This is a genomic window from Paraburkholderia caribensis (assembly GCF_002902945.1).
Taxonomy (GTDB): Bacteria; Pseudomonadota; Gammaproteobacteria; order Burkholderiales; family Burkholderiaceae; genus Paraburkholderia; species Paraburkholderia caribensis.
In genome coordinates this window covers 1184311-1200383 of record NZ_CP026101.1, presented here as the reverse complement: position 1 = coordinate 1200383, position 16073 = coordinate 1184311, and the positions used below count along the sequence as shown (strand labels likewise).

Sequence of the window (16073 nt, the reverse complement as noted above, 5' to 3'; positions counted from 1 at the left end):
GTGCTTAAAGCCTGTTGGCTCGCGCCCTACGCGTTCGCTCGCCTCAGGCGAACTGGCGCAGGAAGCGCAGGTCGTTTTCAAAGAACAGACGCAGGTCCTGAACGCCGTAACGCAGCATCGTCAGACGCTCGAGGCCGCTGCCGAATGCAAAGCCGATATAGCGCTCGGGGTCGAGGCCCATGTTGCGGATCACCGTTGGGTGAACCTGGCCCGAGCCCGAAATTTCGAGCCACTTACCGGCGTTCTTGCCATGCTCGAACATCATGTCGATCTCGGCTGACGGCTCGGTGAACGGGAAGTACGACGGACGGAAGCGCACGAGAATATCGTCGCGCTCGAAGAACTTCTTGAGGAAGTCCGTGTAGACGCCCTTCAGGTCGGCAAAGCTGATGTTCTCGTCGATCCACAGGCCTTCGACCTGGTTGAACATTGGCGAATGCGTCGCGTCGCTGTCCACGCGGTACGTGCGGCCGGGCACGATCACCTTGATAGGCGGCGTGTTGGTGCGCGCGTAGCGGACCTGCATTGGGCTGGTGTGAGTGCGAAGCAGCAGCGGACGGCCTTCTGCGTCCTTGCCGTCCATGTAGAACGTGTCCTGCATGGAACGCGCCGGATGGTTTTCCGGGCTGTTCAGCGATGTGAAGTTGTACCAGTCGGTTTCGATCTCCGGGCCGTCGGCCACGTCAAAACCGATTGTGCGGAAGATCTGCTCGACGCGCTCCCACGTGTGCATCACGGGGTGCAGACTGCCCGTACCGGCGCCGCGTCCGGGCAAGGTGACGTCGATCGCTTCGGCGGCGAGACGCTGGTTCAGCAGCGCGTCGGCAAGCGCCTGGCGGCGCGCCGTCAGCGCGGCTTCGACCTGCTGCTTGACGATGTTGATCCGCGCGCCTTCCGTCTTGCGCGTCTCGGGATCGAGCTTGCCGAGCCCCTTCAACAGTTCCGTCAAGGCACCCGACTTGCCGAGAAAACGAGCCTTCTCGTTTTCGAGCGTGGTGACGTCGGAGGCTTGTTCAAAGGCGCTTTTTGCGTCGGCGACAATCTGGTCCAGATCCATTGATCCCATCTTTTCAACGTCAGTATTCAATCGAAGTAAAACTGGCTCGACCAACAAAAAAGGGGCTCGGTGAGGAGCCCCGTTTTTGTTGCAGCGTCACCGAGACTACCGGACTGTTCGCTGCAACGAACCACGCAGTACTAGATGCTAACAGCGCACTCAGGCTGCAACGGCGGCTTTCACCTGCTTGACGATCGCAGCAAAAGCAGCCTTGTCGAACACAGCCATGTCGGCCAGCACCTTGCGGTCGAGTTCGATCGACGCCTTCTTCAGGCCGTTGATGAACACGCTGTACGTCATGTCGTGCTGACGCACCGCCGCGTTGATACGCGTGATCCACAGTGCGCGGAACACACGCTTCTTGTTGCGGCGATCGCGGTAGGCGTATTGGCCTGCGCGCATGACCGCCTGCTTGGCGATGCGATAGACGTTATTGCGGCGGCCGCGGTAACCCTTGGCCAGGTTGATGATCTTCTTGTGGCGGGCCCGTGCGGTAACCCCACGTTTGACTCGAGGCATGTTTCGCTCCTATGAGTGTCGGTTAAGGGTTAGGCGAACGGCAGCATCGCGCGTACGGAGTTCAGATCGGAATCATGAACTGCCGTGGCGCCGCGCAGGTGACGCTTGTTCTTGGTGGTCTTCTTGGTAAGAATGTGGCGCTTGAAGGCTTGACCGCGCTTGACGGTACCGCCCGGACGAACCACGAAGCGCTTTGCAGCGCTCTTCTTGGTCTTCATCTTCGGCATGACAACAACTCCATTATTTGATGGACATGGGTGTGCGGTTGGCTCAGAAAGCCCTCATCCGCCCTTTGAAACCCACTCCACTTGGTATGCAGACGGCTTGAACTGCTTGCCGCTGCTTTTCAGGAAGAGCGCGCGCTGTACAACTGCGAGCGCATTCCGAAACCTGCTTGCACACGCCGCCTTTCGACGGCGCGCGACTCAAACTTTCCGACAAACGCGCTGCGCACATTGAGATGCGCAGCGAACGTCTGCTTACTTCTTTTTCTTCGGCGCCAGCACCATGATCATCTGGCGGCCTTCCATCTTCGGCATCTGCTCGACCTGACCGACTTCATCCAGATCGGTGCGCAGACGCTCGAGCATGCGCATGCCGATTTCCTGGTGAGCCATTTCGCGGCCACGGAAACGCAACGTGATCTTCGTCTTGTCGCCATCTTCAAGGAAGCGGACGAGATTGCGCAGCTTGACGTTGTAGTCACCGTCATCCGTGCCCGGCCGGAACTTGACTTCCTTGACCTGGATGACCTTCTGCTTGAGCTTGGCCTCGTGCTGCTTCTTCGCTTCCTGGTACTTGAACTTGCCGTAGTCCATCAGGCGGCAGACGGGCGGAACCGCTTGCGGCGCGATTTCAACCAGATCCACGTCCTGCTGTTCCGACAGGCGGAAAGCATCAGCGAGTTTTACGATGCCGAGCGGTTCGTTGTCGATTCCGACCAGACGCACCTCGGGTGCAGTAATTTCACCGTTGATGCGATGCGACGACTTATCAGTAGCGATGTTACGTTTCCTCTAAAGATTAAAAAAACGAGCCGCGCTGCCTGGTGGTTACTGGAACGTCTGCACGTCCTGGCGCAGACGCTCGCTGAAGGCATCGAGGGACATCACGCCCAGATCGACACCGCCACGGGCACGCACGGCTACCGTTTGTGCATCACGCTCCTTATCGCCGACGACCAGCAGATACGGCACCTTTTCAAGCGTGTGCTCGCGTATTTTATAGCTAATCTTCTCGTTGCGCAAATCGGCCTCTACTCTAACCCCTTGTTTTTGCAACGATTGGGCCAGAGACTGTGCGTATTCCGCCTGACTTTCTGCGATATTCATCACAACGACCTGCATCGGCGCCAGCCAGGCAGGCATTGCACCGGCATGGTGCTCGATCAAAATACCGAGGAACCGCTCCATTGATCCGACGATTGCCCGGTGCAGCATGATCGGGCGGCGGCGGCTATTGTCCTCCGCCACGTACTCCGCGCCAAGGCGCTCCGGCAGCACCATATCGAGCTGCAGCGTGCCGCACTGCCACGACCGGCCGAGCGCATCCTTGATGTGATATTCGACCTTCGGACCATAGAACGCACCCTCGCCCGGCAATTCTTCCCAGCTCACGCCGCATGCCGTCAGCGCGTCACGCAGACCCTGCTCGGCGCGATCCCAGGTTTCATCCGTACCCGCGCGCGCGTCGGGGCGCAGCGAAAGCTTGATCTCGACGTTATCGAAGCCGAAATCCTTATAAACGCTCATCGCCAGCGTATTGAACGCGATCGATTCGCTGATGAACTGGTCTTCGGTACAGAAAATATGCGCATCGTCCTGGACGAAGCCGCGCACACGCATCAGGCCGTGCAGCGCACCCGACGATTCGTTCCGATGGCAAGAGCCGAACTCCGCATAACGCAGCGGCAGGTCGCGGTACGAGCGCAGGCCGTGATTGAACACCTGCACGTGACCCGGGCAGTTCATCGGCTTGATCGCGTAGTCGCGCTTTTCCGACTCCGTCGTGAACATGTTTTCACGATAGTTCTGCCAGTGACCGGACGCCTCCCACAGCGAGCGGTCCATGATCATCGGCGTCTTGATTTCGAGGTAGCCCGCATCGTTCACGCGACGGCGCATGTACTGCTCGACCTGCTGCCACAACGTCCAGCCGCGCGGATGCCAGAACACCATGCCCGGCGACTCGTCCTGCATGTGAAACAGGTCGAGCTGCTTGCCGAGCTTGCGGTGATCGCGCTTTTCCGCCTCTTCGAGCATGTGCAGGTACGCATCCTGGTCTTCCTTCTTCGTCCAGGCCGTGCCGTAGATACGCTGCAACTGCTCATTCTTCGAATCGCCGCGCCAGTATGCGCCCGCGAGCTTCATCAGCTTGAAGACTTTCAATTTGCCCGTCGACGGGACGTGCGGACCACGGCACAGATCCGTGAAACCGCCGTGCGAGTACAGCTTGATCTCGTCGCTGGCGGGGATCGATTCGATGATCTCGGCCTTGTACCTTTCGCCGATGCTCTTGAAATACTCGACCGCTTCATCGCGCGACACCACGCGGCGCGACACCGGCTCATCCTTCTTCGCGAGCTCCTGCATGCGCTTTTCGATCTTCTCGAGATCTTCGGGCGTGAAGGGACGGCTATACGAGAAGTCGTAGTAGAAGCCGTTGTCGATCACCGGCCCGATCGTCACCTGCGCCTCGGGAAACAGGTCCTTCACCGCGTACGCGAGCAAATGGGCCGTCGAGTGGCGAATGATGTCGAGGCCATCGGCGTCCTTGTCCGTGACGATCGCGAGCGAGACATCGCGATCGATCAGCGCGGACGTATCGACCAGCTCACCGTCGATCTTGCCGCCAAGCGCCGCCTTCGCGAGACCGGGGCCGATCGAGGCCGCCACTTCAGCGACGGTGACGGGATGCTCGTACTGTCGAACAGAACCATCGGGCAGTCGTATCGAAACCATTGCGTTCTCCGTAATGCCGGCCGGCGGCACAGGCAACAAGACTTAAAGACAAAAAAGCACGACAAAAAAAATGCGGCCCCGCTTTCGAGGGGCCGCATTCACATTTCCGCAAAACTGCTGCAAACAACAAGGGCGAAAGTGGTCCTCGACTAGCGTCGCTCCGAAACAGTTCCGGTCAACGTTCGCGGTGTCATAACCATGTTCGCTTGGTTCGCCATTTACGCCGAAGCGCTTATTGCTACTTGCGTTTGCGAAACATCGGCAAGCCGAAGTTTCAGATTCGTTGGTAGGCTCGATTGGACTCGAACCAACGACCCCCACCATGTCAAGGTGGTGCTCTAACCAGCTGAGCTACGAGCCTAGAGAAACGAGATTATATGGAGCGCAGAGAAAGTTGGCAAGCGTTTTTATGCGGCGACATCAAAATCCCGATGCCGCTTTCGCGAATGGCCAACGCCATCACTTGCGCGTCGCGCTAACGACGCCCGCTACTTCCCCCAACATTGCGCACGCGCGCTGGATCTGCGCCGCACTCGACACTTCCACCGTGAACTGCATGAACGCCGCGTTGCGCCGCGACTGCGTCTTTACACCGACCACGTTCATCTTCTCGCGCGCGAAGACTTCGGAGATATCGCGCAGCAGACCTTGCCGGTCGCTGGCTTCGATCGAAAGATCGACGGGATAGACCGACTTGCCGCGCCCGCTCATCACGTCCGCGGACCATGCCGTTTGCAGCACACGCTCCGGCGCACGCTCGGCCATCCGCAGGAACGTCGGGCAGTCGCTGCGATGGATCGACATGCCCTTGCCGCGCGTGACAAAACCCGCGATGTCATCTGGCGGCGCCGGGCGGCAGCAGCGCGCGAGCTGCGTGAGCAACGCATCGACGCCGACGACCAGCACCCCCGTCGACGCGCCATGCGCAACGCTCGCGCCACTGCTGCGCTTCTCGAACTGCTCAGGCGCTTCGACGACGGGCTCGGCGGTCGGCGCGTCGTTCAGCGCCTGCTCGACGAGCCGCAAGCTGAACTCTTCCTTGCCGACGACCGAGAAGAGATCGTCGGTGGACTTGAAACCCAGCTTCGCGGCAAGCTGATCGAGATTGACGGACGTCTTGCCTTCGCGCTGCAAGGTCTTTTCGACCATCGCGCGCCCCGTCGCGATGTTCTCCTGCACTTCGACCGCGTTGAACCACGCCCGCACTTTCTGGCGCGCGCGGTGGCTTTGCAGATAGCCAAGCTGCGGATTGAGCCAGTCGCGCGACGGACCGCCTTCTTTCACCGCGATGATCTCGACGGTCTGCCCGTTCTGCAACGGCGTGTTCAACGGCACCATCGCGCCGTCGACGCGCGCGCCGCGGCAACGATGTCCGAGTTCGCTATGCAGGTGATACGCGAAATCGAGCGGCGTCGCGCCTTGGGGCAGCGGAATCACACGCGCCTGCGGTGTGAGCGTGTAGATATGGTCGTCGTCGAGCGTCGCCTGGCGAAGCTGCTCCCACGGCCGGGCCGCGCCCTTTTCACCGGGCTTGCCTTCGGACACATCGTCCTTCCACGCAAGCAGCTGACGCAGCCATGCGATCTTCTCGTCGTATTTCTCGCTAGCACTGAACTGGCCGCCGTAGCCGCGCGTGCCCGCTTCCTTGTAGCGCCAGTGGGCAGCCACGCCATACTCGGCGAACTGATGCATTTCCTGGGTACGGATCTGCACTTCGAACGCGCGGCCGTCATCGCCGATCACGACCGTGTGCAGCGACTTGTAGCCGTTCGGCTTGGGCCGCGAGATGTAGTCGTCGAACTCCCTGGGCACCGGCTGCCACAGGTTGTGCACGATGCCGAGCACCGTATAGCAATCCTTGATGTCCGGCACGATGACGCGAAACGCACGCACATCGTACAGCTCGGAAAAGTCCAGTTCCTTGCCTCGCATCTTGCGCCAGATGCTGTAGATATGCTTTGGCCGGCCGCTCACCTCGGCGTTGATATGCGCCGCAGCCAGCTCTTGTTGCAACCGCTCGATCGCCTCGGCCACATACGTTTCGCGCTCGACGCGCTTCTCGTCGAGCAGCTTCGCGATGCGCTTGTAGGTTTGTGGCTCCTCGAAGCGAAATGCGAGGTCTTCGAGTTCCCACTTCAACTGCCAGATGCCGAGCCGGTTCGCGAGCGGCGCGTAGATGTCGAGCGTCTCGCGCGCCACGTCCGGCGTAGGCGTGATCTTCGCCGCAGCGTAGTAGCGTAGCGATTGCAGCCGTGAAGCGAGCCGGATCAGCACGACGCGGATGTCCTGCGCGAACGCGAGCAGCATCTTGCGCAACGCTTCGACCTGCGCGCGGCGCGCGGCCTGCGCATCGCGGCCCGCTTCGGGCATCGCGTTCTGCGCCGCTCGCATGCTCACGGTGCCGAGCCGCAGCAGCTTGCGCACGTCGCCGACCAGTTGCGCGACTTCCTCGCCGAAATTGTCGGCGATGGTCTGCTCGGGGTTCGTCAGATGCGGCGTCAGCGAGAACAGCGCCGCCGCCAGCACTGCAGGCGGATCGACGTTGAGCGTGCGCATGATGGCCGCCGTGCCGGCGGCATGATCGGCGAGCGGCTCGCCCGACGACAGGCGCGCATCGCCCGCGTGCTCGCGCACGAACGCGAGCGCGTCGTCGAAAGACGGCGTTGGGTTCGGAGCGGTCGTGACGGTGTCGGTGTTCATCGTGCGGCGGCCCGCGGCATACGCGGGCACTCAGGCGAATGCTTGAAACGTGATGGCTGGCTTAGCTGCGCTGCGCGGCGACGACGACCACTTCGACGAGGCACTTCGGGTTGGCGAGCTTCGCCTCGACGGTGGCGCGCGGCGGTGTGTTGCCTTGCGCGACCCACTCGTCCCACGCCGCGTTCATGCCGGCGAAATGCACCATGTCCGAGATATAAATCTGCACCGACAGCAGCAGCGACTTGTCGCTGTTGACCTCGCCGAGCAGGCGGTCGATGTGGCCGAGCACTTCGCGCGTCTGACCGACGATGTCCTGATCGGTGTCCTCGGCGATCTGGCCGGCAAGATAGACCGTGCCGTTGTGCACGGCGGTTTCCGAAAGACGCTTGCCGACGTGATGACGAATGACTGCCATGAAATGTCCTGTCCGTTGAGAATAAAAAACGATGCTGCGCGGCGATGCGTTTTGCGTTCCCCGATTCTTTGTGATCGGTCAACGACGCCGCGCCAATCTCATATTATGACGCGTCAGCGCCGTCCCCGATAAAGAACCGTTTCACGATATCGATCTGATCAGCGGAGAGAAAGGCTGGCGCGTGGCCCACACCGGGAATTTCGACGCTCGACACATTGCGCCCCTTCTCGATCATCTGCGCGACGGTTTCGCGCGACAGCAGATCCGACTGCTCGCCGCGTACCACGAGCACGGGTCCCTCGATCGCCGCAAACGACTGCCACAGCGCCGCCTCGCCGAGCGCCGCCAGTTCGGGCGTGGTCTTGGTGAACGGCTCCGCGATGCGCGGGTCGTAGCGAAAACGCCATGCGCCGTCACGCTCATGCACGAGCGGCGAATTGATCTCGCGCCACTCTTCGGGCGTCAACGGCCCGAACGATTGCGCGAGCAACGCCGCATGATCGATCACTTCCTGCTGCGTGGCGAACGACACCGGCTGCCCCAGATAGCTGCCGATACGCTCGAGCGCGACCGGCTCGACATGCGGGCCGACGTCGTTGACGATCATCTTGCGGATGGGCGAATCCTTCAGCCCGGCGAAGGCCATGCCGATCAGCCCGCCCATCGACGTGCCGAACCAGTCCACCGACTCCACGCCAAGCCGCGCAACGAGCGTGACCATGTCGCCGACATACTGCGGAATGGTGTAGTAAGCGGGATTGGCGAGCCACGACGACAAGCCGCGCCCGACCACGTCAGGACACACCACGCGATACACCGACGACAACGCCGCCGCGACCCGGTCGAAGTCACGACCCGAGCGCGTGAGACCATGCACGCAGACCAGCACGCGCGGGTTGTCGGGCGCACCCCATTCTGTGTATGCGGTGCGATGCAGGCCAACGGGGCTTGCGCATTGCACGTAACGTTGACGGGGCACGGCGGGACTGATTGCGGGCGAAACGGCGAAGGGCGTGGCGGTCATCAGAATTCCCTCGATCGAAACAGGCAGCGCGCAAAAGGCGCACGGAACACGATCGATTCTAAACCGCTTCGCCCTCGTCTCTCATCGGTGAAACGGCATAGGACAAAAGCACAAACGCCAAAATGAAAAAGCGGGTGCGACCTGCATCGCACCCGCTTCCCATCAATCTTTACGTCAACCCGATCCGGCGCGGAGCCGGACGAACAAAATCAGCCCACTGCGCTCGTGTCGAGCGGCGCGCCCGTCTTCGCCTTGATCTCGTCGACGGTGACGCCGTCGGCCAGTTCGACCAGCTTCAAGCCGCCGTCGACCACGTCGATCACGCCGAGGTCGGTGATGATGCGGTCGACCACGCCCACGCCGGTCAACGGCAGCGTGCATTCCTCGAGAATCTTGTGCTGGTCGCCCTTCGCGACGTGCTCCATCAGCACGACGACCTTCTTCACGCCCGCCACGAGGTCCATCGCGCCGCCCATGCCCTTGATCATCTTGCCCGGGATCATCCAGTTCGCCAGATCGCCCTTCTTGCTGATCTGCATGGCACCCAGAATGGCCAGGTTGATGTGTCCGCCGCGAATCATCGCGAACGAATCGGCCGACGAGAAAATCGACGAGCCCGGCAGCGTCGTCACCGTCTGCTTGCCGGCGTTGATGAGGTCGGCGTCCACTTCGTCTTCGTACGGCGACGGACCGATGCCGAGCAGGCCGTTTTCCGACTGCAGCCACACTTCCATGCCGGCGGGCACGTGGTTGGCGACGAGCGTCGGCAAGCCGATGCCGAGGTTCACGTAGAAGCCGTCCTGCAGTTCCTTCGCCGCGCGCGCGGCCATCTGGTCACGATTCCAAGCCATGATTACTCTCCTTTCGCGCGGACGATGCGTTGTTCAATGCGTTTTTCCGGGTTCGCGTTCAGCACGAGGCGCTGCACGAAGATACCCGGCGTGTGGATTGCGTCCGGATCGAGTTCGCCCGTCTCGACGATCTCTTCGACTTCCGCGACCGTGATCTTCCCCGCCATGGCGCACATCGGGTTGAAGTTGCGCGCGGTGCGGCGATAGATCAGGTTGCCCGACTTGTCGGCCTTCCATGCCTTGACGAGCGCGACGTCGGCCGTCAGCGAATGTTCGAGCACGTAGTGGTTTTCGCCGAACTGGCGCGTTTCCTTGCCGTCCGCGATGATCGTGCCGTAGCCCGTGTTCGTGAAGAACGCCGGAATGCCCGAGCCGCCTGCGCGCAGCTTTTCGGCGAGCGTGCCTTGCGGTGTGAATTCCAGCTCGAGTTCGCCCGCCAGATACTGGCGCTCGAATTCCTTGTTCTCGCCCACATACGACGAAATCATTTTCTTGATCTGGCGCGTTTCCAGCAGCAAACCGAGGCCGAAGCCGTCCACACCCGCGTTGTTGCTGATGCAGGTGATGCCCTTGACGCCCGAATCGCGCAGGGCGGCGATCAGCGCTTCGGGAATGCCGCACAGGCCAAAGCCGCCGACAGCGAATGTCTGGCCGTCCTTGACGATGCCTTCGAGCGCGGACGCCGCGCTTGCGTAGACTTTGTTCATCAGTGTGTCCCTTCCTTGATTGGATACCCGAAAATCCGGATCGATGCGACGCCGTTCTTATGTCGACTGGCAGCTCGTCCCGGCGCGCTTTCGCACGGCCTGACAGATTGCCGGGGCGCTGCGGGCATGGCCCGAAACGCCATTCTAGTCACCTGCGGCGAACGGTGGCGTGACTCGTGCAAAACTTGATGGAGAACTGCTCGGGCACGCCAGCCGCGCATCTTGTGATGTGCCGAAAGGGTACGATGCGGCGGCCTTGCGGCACAATACGCAAAAATACATAAGTACTCGTCCCGCATCCTTCGCTGATTTCATGCCCGCTCTGGATTACCAAACCGCTTTTCATCTCGCGCCGATTGGTCTCGTGCTGTCGCGCGAACGGATCATCGAAGACTGCAACGACCAGCTCGCCTCGATCTTCGGCCGCTCGCGCGAATCGTTGCTGGGGCAATCGTTCGCGGTGCTGTATCCGTCGCCCGACGAGTTCGAGCGCATCGGCGAGCGCATTCCGCCCATCATGACGGCGCAAGGCAGCTACGCCGACGACCGCATCATGAAGCGCGCCAACGGCGAGCTATTCTGGTGCCACGTGACGGGCCGCTCGCTCGACCGCGCGACACCGCACGCAGCGGGCGTCTGGACTTTCGAGGATCTGAGCGCGACGCGGCGCGTCGCCGTGGAACTGACGCCGCGCGAGCGTGAAATCGCCGCGCAACTGGTGACGGGGAAAACGAGCAAGCAGATTGGCCGGATTCTCGACATCAGTTCGCGTACCGTCGACGTCTACCGCGCGAGGCTGATGCGCAAATATGACACGGGCAACGCGACCGAGCTGTTGCAGCGCCTGCTCGGGAACTGACTTCCGCTTGCGTAGCGGGAGCGGGGAGCGGCGCCGGCCGTGACAGCCGGCGCGCGAGGATGACGCTCAGGCCTTCACGAGCTGAGCGTTTTCGATGGTCGAGCGCAGCAGGTCGGGAATCGGCACCGACTTGCCCGCCGCGTAGTCGATCCACACGCACTTCGCATTGCCGCGCGCGTACAGCGTGTCAGGATCGTCAGCGCGATACAGTTCGAAGCCCGTATCGAAGCTGCTGCGCCCCGGCACGCCGACTGTCATGCGGCCGATCACGTCGCCCGGATAGTGCAGCTGCTTCAGAAATTCCATCGATGCATTGACGATCACGGGCCCCTGCCCTTCGCCATTGCCGCCGGCAATGCCGAGCTGCTCGAACCAGGAAATCCGCACCTGCTCCATGTAGCGGAAATAGACCGTGTTGTTCACATGGCCGAACGCGTCCATGTCGCCCCAACGGATCGGCATCGACAACTCAAAAACTGGGTGGTAATCGCTCATTGCACTTCTTCTTCGGTTCAAATCGGGGGAACGGAACGGCTGGGCCGCACTCGGCTGGGCCGCATTCGGCTGCGGCCGCATTCGGCTGGCCCGCACCCGGCTGCGGCCGCACCGCAAAGCATGGCGGCCAGACTGCGCCGCGCGATGCGGACGTTGCACAAGGGTGTCAATGATCGCGCGTTTCGCGTTTTTCTGCTCCGAGCGTCGCGAAACGCGTGGTTGTCAGCGCAGCCGCGCCCGTCACGACAGGGCGAAGCCGTCGTCGGCGGCGATCACCGAGCCGTTGATGAACTGCGATTCGTCAGCGGCGAGCAGCAGCAACAACCCATCGAGATCTTCCGGTTTACCGACGCGGTGCCGCGGCAGCATCGAAATCAGCTTTTGCCCCTGATCGGTGGACCAGTGATGGTGATTGATCTCGGTATCGATATACCCAGGGCAGATCGCGTTCACATTGATGCCATGCCGGCCCCACTCCTGCGCCATCGCCTTCGTCATGTGCACGACGGCCGCCTTGCTCATCGAGTAAAGGCCGATCTGCGGCAGCACGCGCAAGCCCGCCACGGATGCAATATTGATGATCCGGTACGACGGCTTGTTAGTGGCGCCGCAGCGCATGATCATCCGCTTGGCCACTTCCTGCGCGACGAAAAAGGCGCCGCGCGTGTTCGTGTCGAACACGTATTCGAAATCGGCGGGCGTCACTTCCGTCAGCTTTTGCGTGGTCGAGACGCCCGAGTTGTTGACGAGAATATCGATCGTCCCCGCCTCGGTCTCGGCATGCGCGACGGCCGACTTGATGCTCTGATAATCCGTCACGTCGAGCGAAACGACGTGCGCCGCGCCGCCCGACGCCTCGATCTCGGCACGCAATTCCTTCAGGCGTTCGATACGTCGGCTCGCCAGCACGACCTTCGCGCCTGCTTGCGACAGCACCATGGCAAACCGCTTGCCGAGTCCACTCGACGCGCCGGTAATCAGCGCCACCTTGCCTTCCAGATTGATCGAACGGCCCATTGTCGTTTTCCTTGGAACGTGGATGTGATGGGAATGCCTGGCCCGCGTGCTGCGCAGCGCATGGCGTAAATCCCAGTTCACAATAATAGAACGATCGTGCTAATCTTGCCTCATTGTGTTGCAGTGCAGGGATCGTTCGCTGACAATACGATCCCGAAAAAAGCATTCTAACGGTAAGAGGAGCATCAATGACCCCCGCAAGTCTGATCGAGCAATACGGCCCGCGCGAGTCGATGGAATATGACGTGGTGATCGTCGGCGGCGGCCCGGCGGGCCTGTCGGCGGCCATTCGCCTGAAGCAGCGTGCCGCGGAGAAAGGCGTCGAGATCGGCGTCTGCGTGCTCGAAAAAGGCTCGGAAATTGGGGCGCATATCCTCTCGGGTGCCGTGATGGACCCGCGCGCGCTGAACGAACTCATTCCGGACTGGAAGGAAAAAGGCGCGCCGCTGGACGTCGAAGTGACGGAAGACCGCTTTTTGTTTCTCTCCGAAACGGGCGCGAAAGCGGTGCCGAACTGGGCGTTGCCGGACAATTTCAAGAATCACGGCAACTACGTGATCAGCCTCGCGAACGTCACGCGCTGGCTCGGGCAGCAGGCCGAAGCGCTGGGCGTCGAGATTTTTCCGGGCTTTCCGGCCGCTGAAGTGCTTTACAACGACGACGGCTCCGTCAAAGGCGTCGCGACGGGCAATCTCGGCATCGGCAAGGACGGTGAGCCGACCGAAAACTTCCAGCTCGGCATGGAACTGCATGCCAAGTACACGCTGTTCTGCGAAGGCGCGCGCGGGCATCTCGGACGCCAGCTGTCGGACAGGTTCAAGCTGCGCGACGGCGCCGATCCGCAGGTGTACGGCATCGGCATCAAGGAACTGTGGGAAATCGATCCGGCCAAGCACAAGCCGGGTCTGGTGATCCACACGGCTGGCTGGCCGCTCGATACGCAGACCTACGGCGGCTCGTTCCTGTATCACATCGACAATAACCAGGTGATGGTGGGTTTTGTCGTCGGCTTGGGCTACTCGAATCCGTATCTGTCGCCGTTCGAGGAATTTCAGCGCTACAAGACGCATCCGTCGATTCGTGCGTTCCTCGAAGGCGGCAAGCGCGTGTCGTACGGCGCACGGGCGATTACGGCGGGCGGCTTGCTGTCGCTGCCGAAGCTCGCTTTCCCGGGCGGCGCGCTCGTGGGCGACGACGCAGGTTTCCTGAACGCATCGCGGATCAAGGGTTCGCACGCGGCGATCAAGACCGGCATGCTCGCCGCCGACGCCGCATTCGACGCCGTACAGGCAGGACGCCAGAGCGACGAACTGACGGCTTATCCCGAGTCGTTCAAGACCTCGTGGCTGCACACCGAACTCTACCGCGCCCGCAACTTCAAGCAGTGGATGAGCAAGGGCCTGTATCTCGGCACGCTGATGGTCGGCATCGAACAGAAGCTGCTGGGCGGCAACGTGCCGTGGACGCTGCATCACCAGCACTGGGATCACGAGATGCTGAAACCGGCCTCGCAGTGCAAGCCAATCGAGTATCCGAAGCCAGATGGCAAGCTCACGTTCGATCGTCTTTCTTCGGTGTTCATCTCGAACACGAATCACGAAGAGAATCAGCCTGCGCATCTGACGCTGAAAGACCCGTCGGTGCCGGTGAAGGTCAACCTGCAGACCTACGCGGGCCCCGAAAGCCGCTACTGCCCCGCCGCCGTCTACGAGTTCGTGAAGAACGACGACGGCAGCGAGCGGCTCGTCATCAATGCGCAAAACTGCGTCCACTGCAAGACCTGCGATATCAAGGACCCGACGCAGAATATCGTGTGGGTGACGCCCGAAGGCGGCGGCGGTCCGAACTATCCGAACATGTGACGCAAATCGCGTCGTCCGCAGAACAAAACGCCGCTCGATGAGCGGCGTTTTCGCATGACGATGCGGAAATTTTCCGGCTCACTGGGCCAGCGCTTCAAGCCGACCACGCACGCGCTCCAGCACGGCCGCCCACGCACTGGTTGACGGCTGGCGAAACAGCTCGACGGTCTGATACCACGGCGTGCGTTCCGTCTCCTCGCCCCAAAACCATGCGGACACGTGATCGAGCATCAACCACGTGGGCACGCCGAGCGCGCCCGCCAGATGCGCGGGTCCGCTGTCGATGGTGATAAGCGCGTCGAGATTGACCAGCAGCGCGGCGACGTCGTCGAAGCCGGCCGTGAACTCCGGCGTCAGATCGACGATATCGATGCCTTGCGCGCGCCATTGCCCGACCGTCTGCTCGCGCCCCGGCGAAATCGCGAAGAACGTCACGCCCGGCACATCCAGAATCCGCGCGATCTCATCAGCCGGCACCGAGCGCCGCCTGTCGCGGATGTGATCGGGATTGCCGTTCCAGACAAGGCCTACCTTGCGATTCTCCGCCGTCGTGGCGCCGGCGACGCGCTCTCGCCACGCGTCGGCACGCGCGGGATCGGCGCTGAGATATGGCCGCCCCCACACCGACGGATCGTTGATGCCCAGACGCAGCGGCAGACTCATCAACCCGCAATGGAAGTCGGGCTTCGTGTCGAGGCTCGTTTCGATCTTGATGCCGTCCGGCAGCATGCGCTCGAACAGAGGCTGCATCGGCCCCGCGTAACCAAAAATCACGCGGCCGCCTTCACGTTGCGCACGCTCGGCGAGCAGCGGCAGAAAGCGCACCGACCACAGGCAGTCGCCGTTGCCCTGCTCGCCATAGACGACGAGCGTCTTCCCCGCCAGCGACTCGCCCCGCCAGTTCGGACTGATGGCGGAGAGGGCCGCCCGCGCAACGTTCGAATCATGTGCGAAAGCGATGCGCGCTTCGTAGTCGAGCCAGCCTTGCGCGTAATGCCCCGCGCGCACTTCCAGTTCCGACAGATCGAACAGCGCGTGCGCGTTGTTCGGCGTCAACTCAAGCACGCGACGCAGCAGCGCTTCCGCTTCGCTAAAGCGGCCCTGCTCCTTGATGCACAACGCGAGTTTGTGCAAGACGATGTGATTGCCGGGGGCCGCGCGCGCCGCTTCATGCAGCAGACGCTGCGCTTCGGTGAAATCGTCACGTTCCTGGACGGCGGCTGCGCGCCAGACGAGCGCGTTCGCATCGTTGGCATCGCGCGCCAGCAACAGTGCGGTGGACGATTCGACGAGCGCCCAGTCGCGCAGGATGAACGCCGTCTGCGCGATGTCGTGCAACAGCCTGGTGTCGCAATTCGCGTCCAGCCGGTGAGCCCGCATCAGCGCGTCCACGGCTTCGCGCAGCTGCGCCTTGTCGCCGTTTGCACGTTCGAGGAGCGCGTTGCCGAGCGCCAGCCAGTCGGTCGCGACGGCGTCGGGCAAGGCCGTGCGCGCGCGCAGCGGCGCGAGCGGATTGGCGGCGGTGGAATCGGAAGTGTTCATGTTGACCGCCCCGTCGGGAACCGGCAACTCTGCCGAATGGCGTACGACGCTGCGTCAGACGCGCA

The 16073-nt window shown here is 62.0% G+C and carries 15 protein-coding genes and 1 tRNA gene; 2 read left to right on the top strand and 14 right to left on the bottom strand.

All coding sequences use genetic code 11. The annotated features are described in order from the left end of the window. Positions 1 to 43: 43 nt before the first annotated feature. The 11 genes from pheS to C2L66_RS05305 all read right to left on the bottom strand — a co-directional run bounded on the left by pheS (position 44) and on the right by C2L66_RS05305 (position 10233). Positions 44 to 1057, bottom strand: coding sequence for a phenylalanine--tRNA ligase subunit alpha (gene pheS / locus C2L66_RS05360; RefSeq protein WP_060601532.1), 1014 nt, complete (start codon positions 1055 to 1057; stop codon positions 44 to 46). Positions 1058 to 1216: 159 nt separating this feature from the next. Next, positions 1217 to 1576, bottom strand: coding sequence for a 50S ribosomal protein L20 (gene rplT, locus C2L66_RS05355; RefSeq protein WP_004192938.1), 360 nt, complete (start codon positions 1574 to 1576; stop codon positions 1217 to 1219). 29 nt (positions 1577 to 1605) lie between these two features. Beyond that, entirely contained in the window at positions 1606 to 1803 is a 198-nt protein-coding gene (rpmI, locus tag C2L66_RS05350; RefSeq protein WP_004191477.1) for a 50S ribosomal protein L35, read from the bottom strand. A gap of 252 nt (positions 1804 to 2055) precedes the next feature. After that, on the bottom strand, positions 2056 to 2580 hold the full coding sequence (gene infC / locus C2L66_RS05345; protein WP_079482295.1) for a translation initiation factor IF-3: 525 nt from the start codon (positions 2578 to 2580) through the stop codon (positions 2056 to 2058). 48 nt (positions 2581 to 2628) lie between these two features. Further along, on the bottom strand, positions 2629 to 4536 hold the full coding sequence (gene thrS, locus C2L66_RS05340) for a threonine--tRNA ligase (RefSeq protein ID WP_060601540.1): 1908 nt from the start codon (positions 4534 to 4536) through the stop codon (positions 2629 to 2631). Positions 4537 to 4820: 284 nt separating this feature from the next. Next, positions 4821 to 4897 (bottom strand) — tRNA-Val (locus C2L66_RS05330). Between the two features lie 98 nt (positions 4898 to 4995). Continuing rightward, entirely contained in the window at positions 4996 to 7236 is a 2241-nt protein-coding gene (locus C2L66_RS05325; RefSeq protein ID WP_060602733.1) for a RelA/SpoT family protein, read from the bottom strand. 61 nt (positions 7237 to 7297) lie between these two features. Then, positions 7298 to 7651 carry a RidA family protein gene (locus C2L66_RS05320; protein WP_035990403.1) on the bottom strand — a complete coding sequence of 118 codons (354 nt, stop codon included), beginning with the start codon at positions 7649 to 7651 and terminating at the stop codon, positions 7298 to 7300. Between the two features lie 103 nt (positions 7652 to 7754). Continuing rightward, positions 7755 to 8675 (bottom strand): alpha/beta fold hydrolase, encoded by a 921-nt coding sequence (locus tag C2L66_RS05315; RefSeq protein WP_060601543.1) that lies wholly within the window; start codon positions 8673 to 8675, stop codon positions 7755 to 7757. 209 nt (positions 8676 to 8884) lie between these two features. Then, positions 8885 to 9526, bottom strand: a complete 642-nt coding sequence (locus tag C2L66_RS05310) for a CoA transferase subunit B (protein ID WP_035990398.1) — start codon at positions 9524 to 9526, stop codon at positions 8885 to 8887. Positions 9527 to 9528: 2 nt separating this feature from the next. Next, positions 9529 to 10233 (bottom strand): CoA transferase subunit A, encoded by a 705-nt coding sequence (locus C2L66_RS05305; protein ID WP_054934291.1) that lies wholly within the window; start codon positions 10231 to 10233, stop codon positions 9529 to 9531. 313 nt (positions 10234 to 10546) lie between these two features. Between C2L66_RS05305 and C2L66_RS05300 the strand changes: the two genes are divergently transcribed. Then, the gene (locus C2L66_RS05300; RefSeq protein WP_054934290.1) at positions 10547 to 11092 is read left to right on the top strand and encodes a PAS and helix-turn-helix domain-containing protein; all 546 of its coding nucleotides are present in this window, start codon (positions 10547 to 10549) and stop codon (positions 11090 to 11092) included. 66 nt (positions 11093 to 11158) lie between these two features. Here C2L66_RS05300 and C2L66_RS05295 read toward each other — a convergent pair whose 3' ends face one another. Both C2L66_RS05295 and C2L66_RS05290 read right to left on the bottom strand, forming a co-directional pair. After that, a complete protein-coding gene (locus C2L66_RS05295; RefSeq protein ID WP_054934289.1) occupies positions 11159 to 11587 on the bottom strand; it encodes an acyl-CoA thioesterase in 429 nt (142 codons plus the stop codon). 240 nt (positions 11588 to 11827) lie between these two features. After that, positions 11828 to 12604 carry an SDR family oxidoreductase gene (locus C2L66_RS05290; protein ID WP_054934288.1) on the bottom strand — a complete coding sequence of 259 codons (777 nt, stop codon included), beginning with the start codon at positions 12602 to 12604 and terminating at the stop codon, positions 11828 to 11830. A gap of 188 nt (positions 12605 to 12792) precedes the next feature. Here C2L66_RS05290 and C2L66_RS05285 point away from each other — a divergent pair, with 188 nt between their 5' ends. Further along, positions 12793 to 14466, top strand: coding sequence for an electron transfer flavoprotein-ubiquinone oxidoreductase (locus tag C2L66_RS05285; protein WP_060601545.1), 1674 nt, complete (start codon positions 12793 to 12795; stop codon positions 14464 to 14466). Positions 14467 to 14544: 78 nt separating this feature from the next. On the opposite strand, the gene C2L66_RS05280 is transcribed toward C2L66_RS05285, so the two are convergent. Next, positions 14545 to 16008 (bottom strand): tetratricopeptide repeat protein, encoded by a 1464-nt coding sequence (locus C2L66_RS05280; protein ID WP_060601548.1) that lies wholly within the window; start codon positions 16006 to 16008, stop codon positions 14545 to 14547. Positions 16009 to 16073 lie beyond the last annotated feature (65 nt).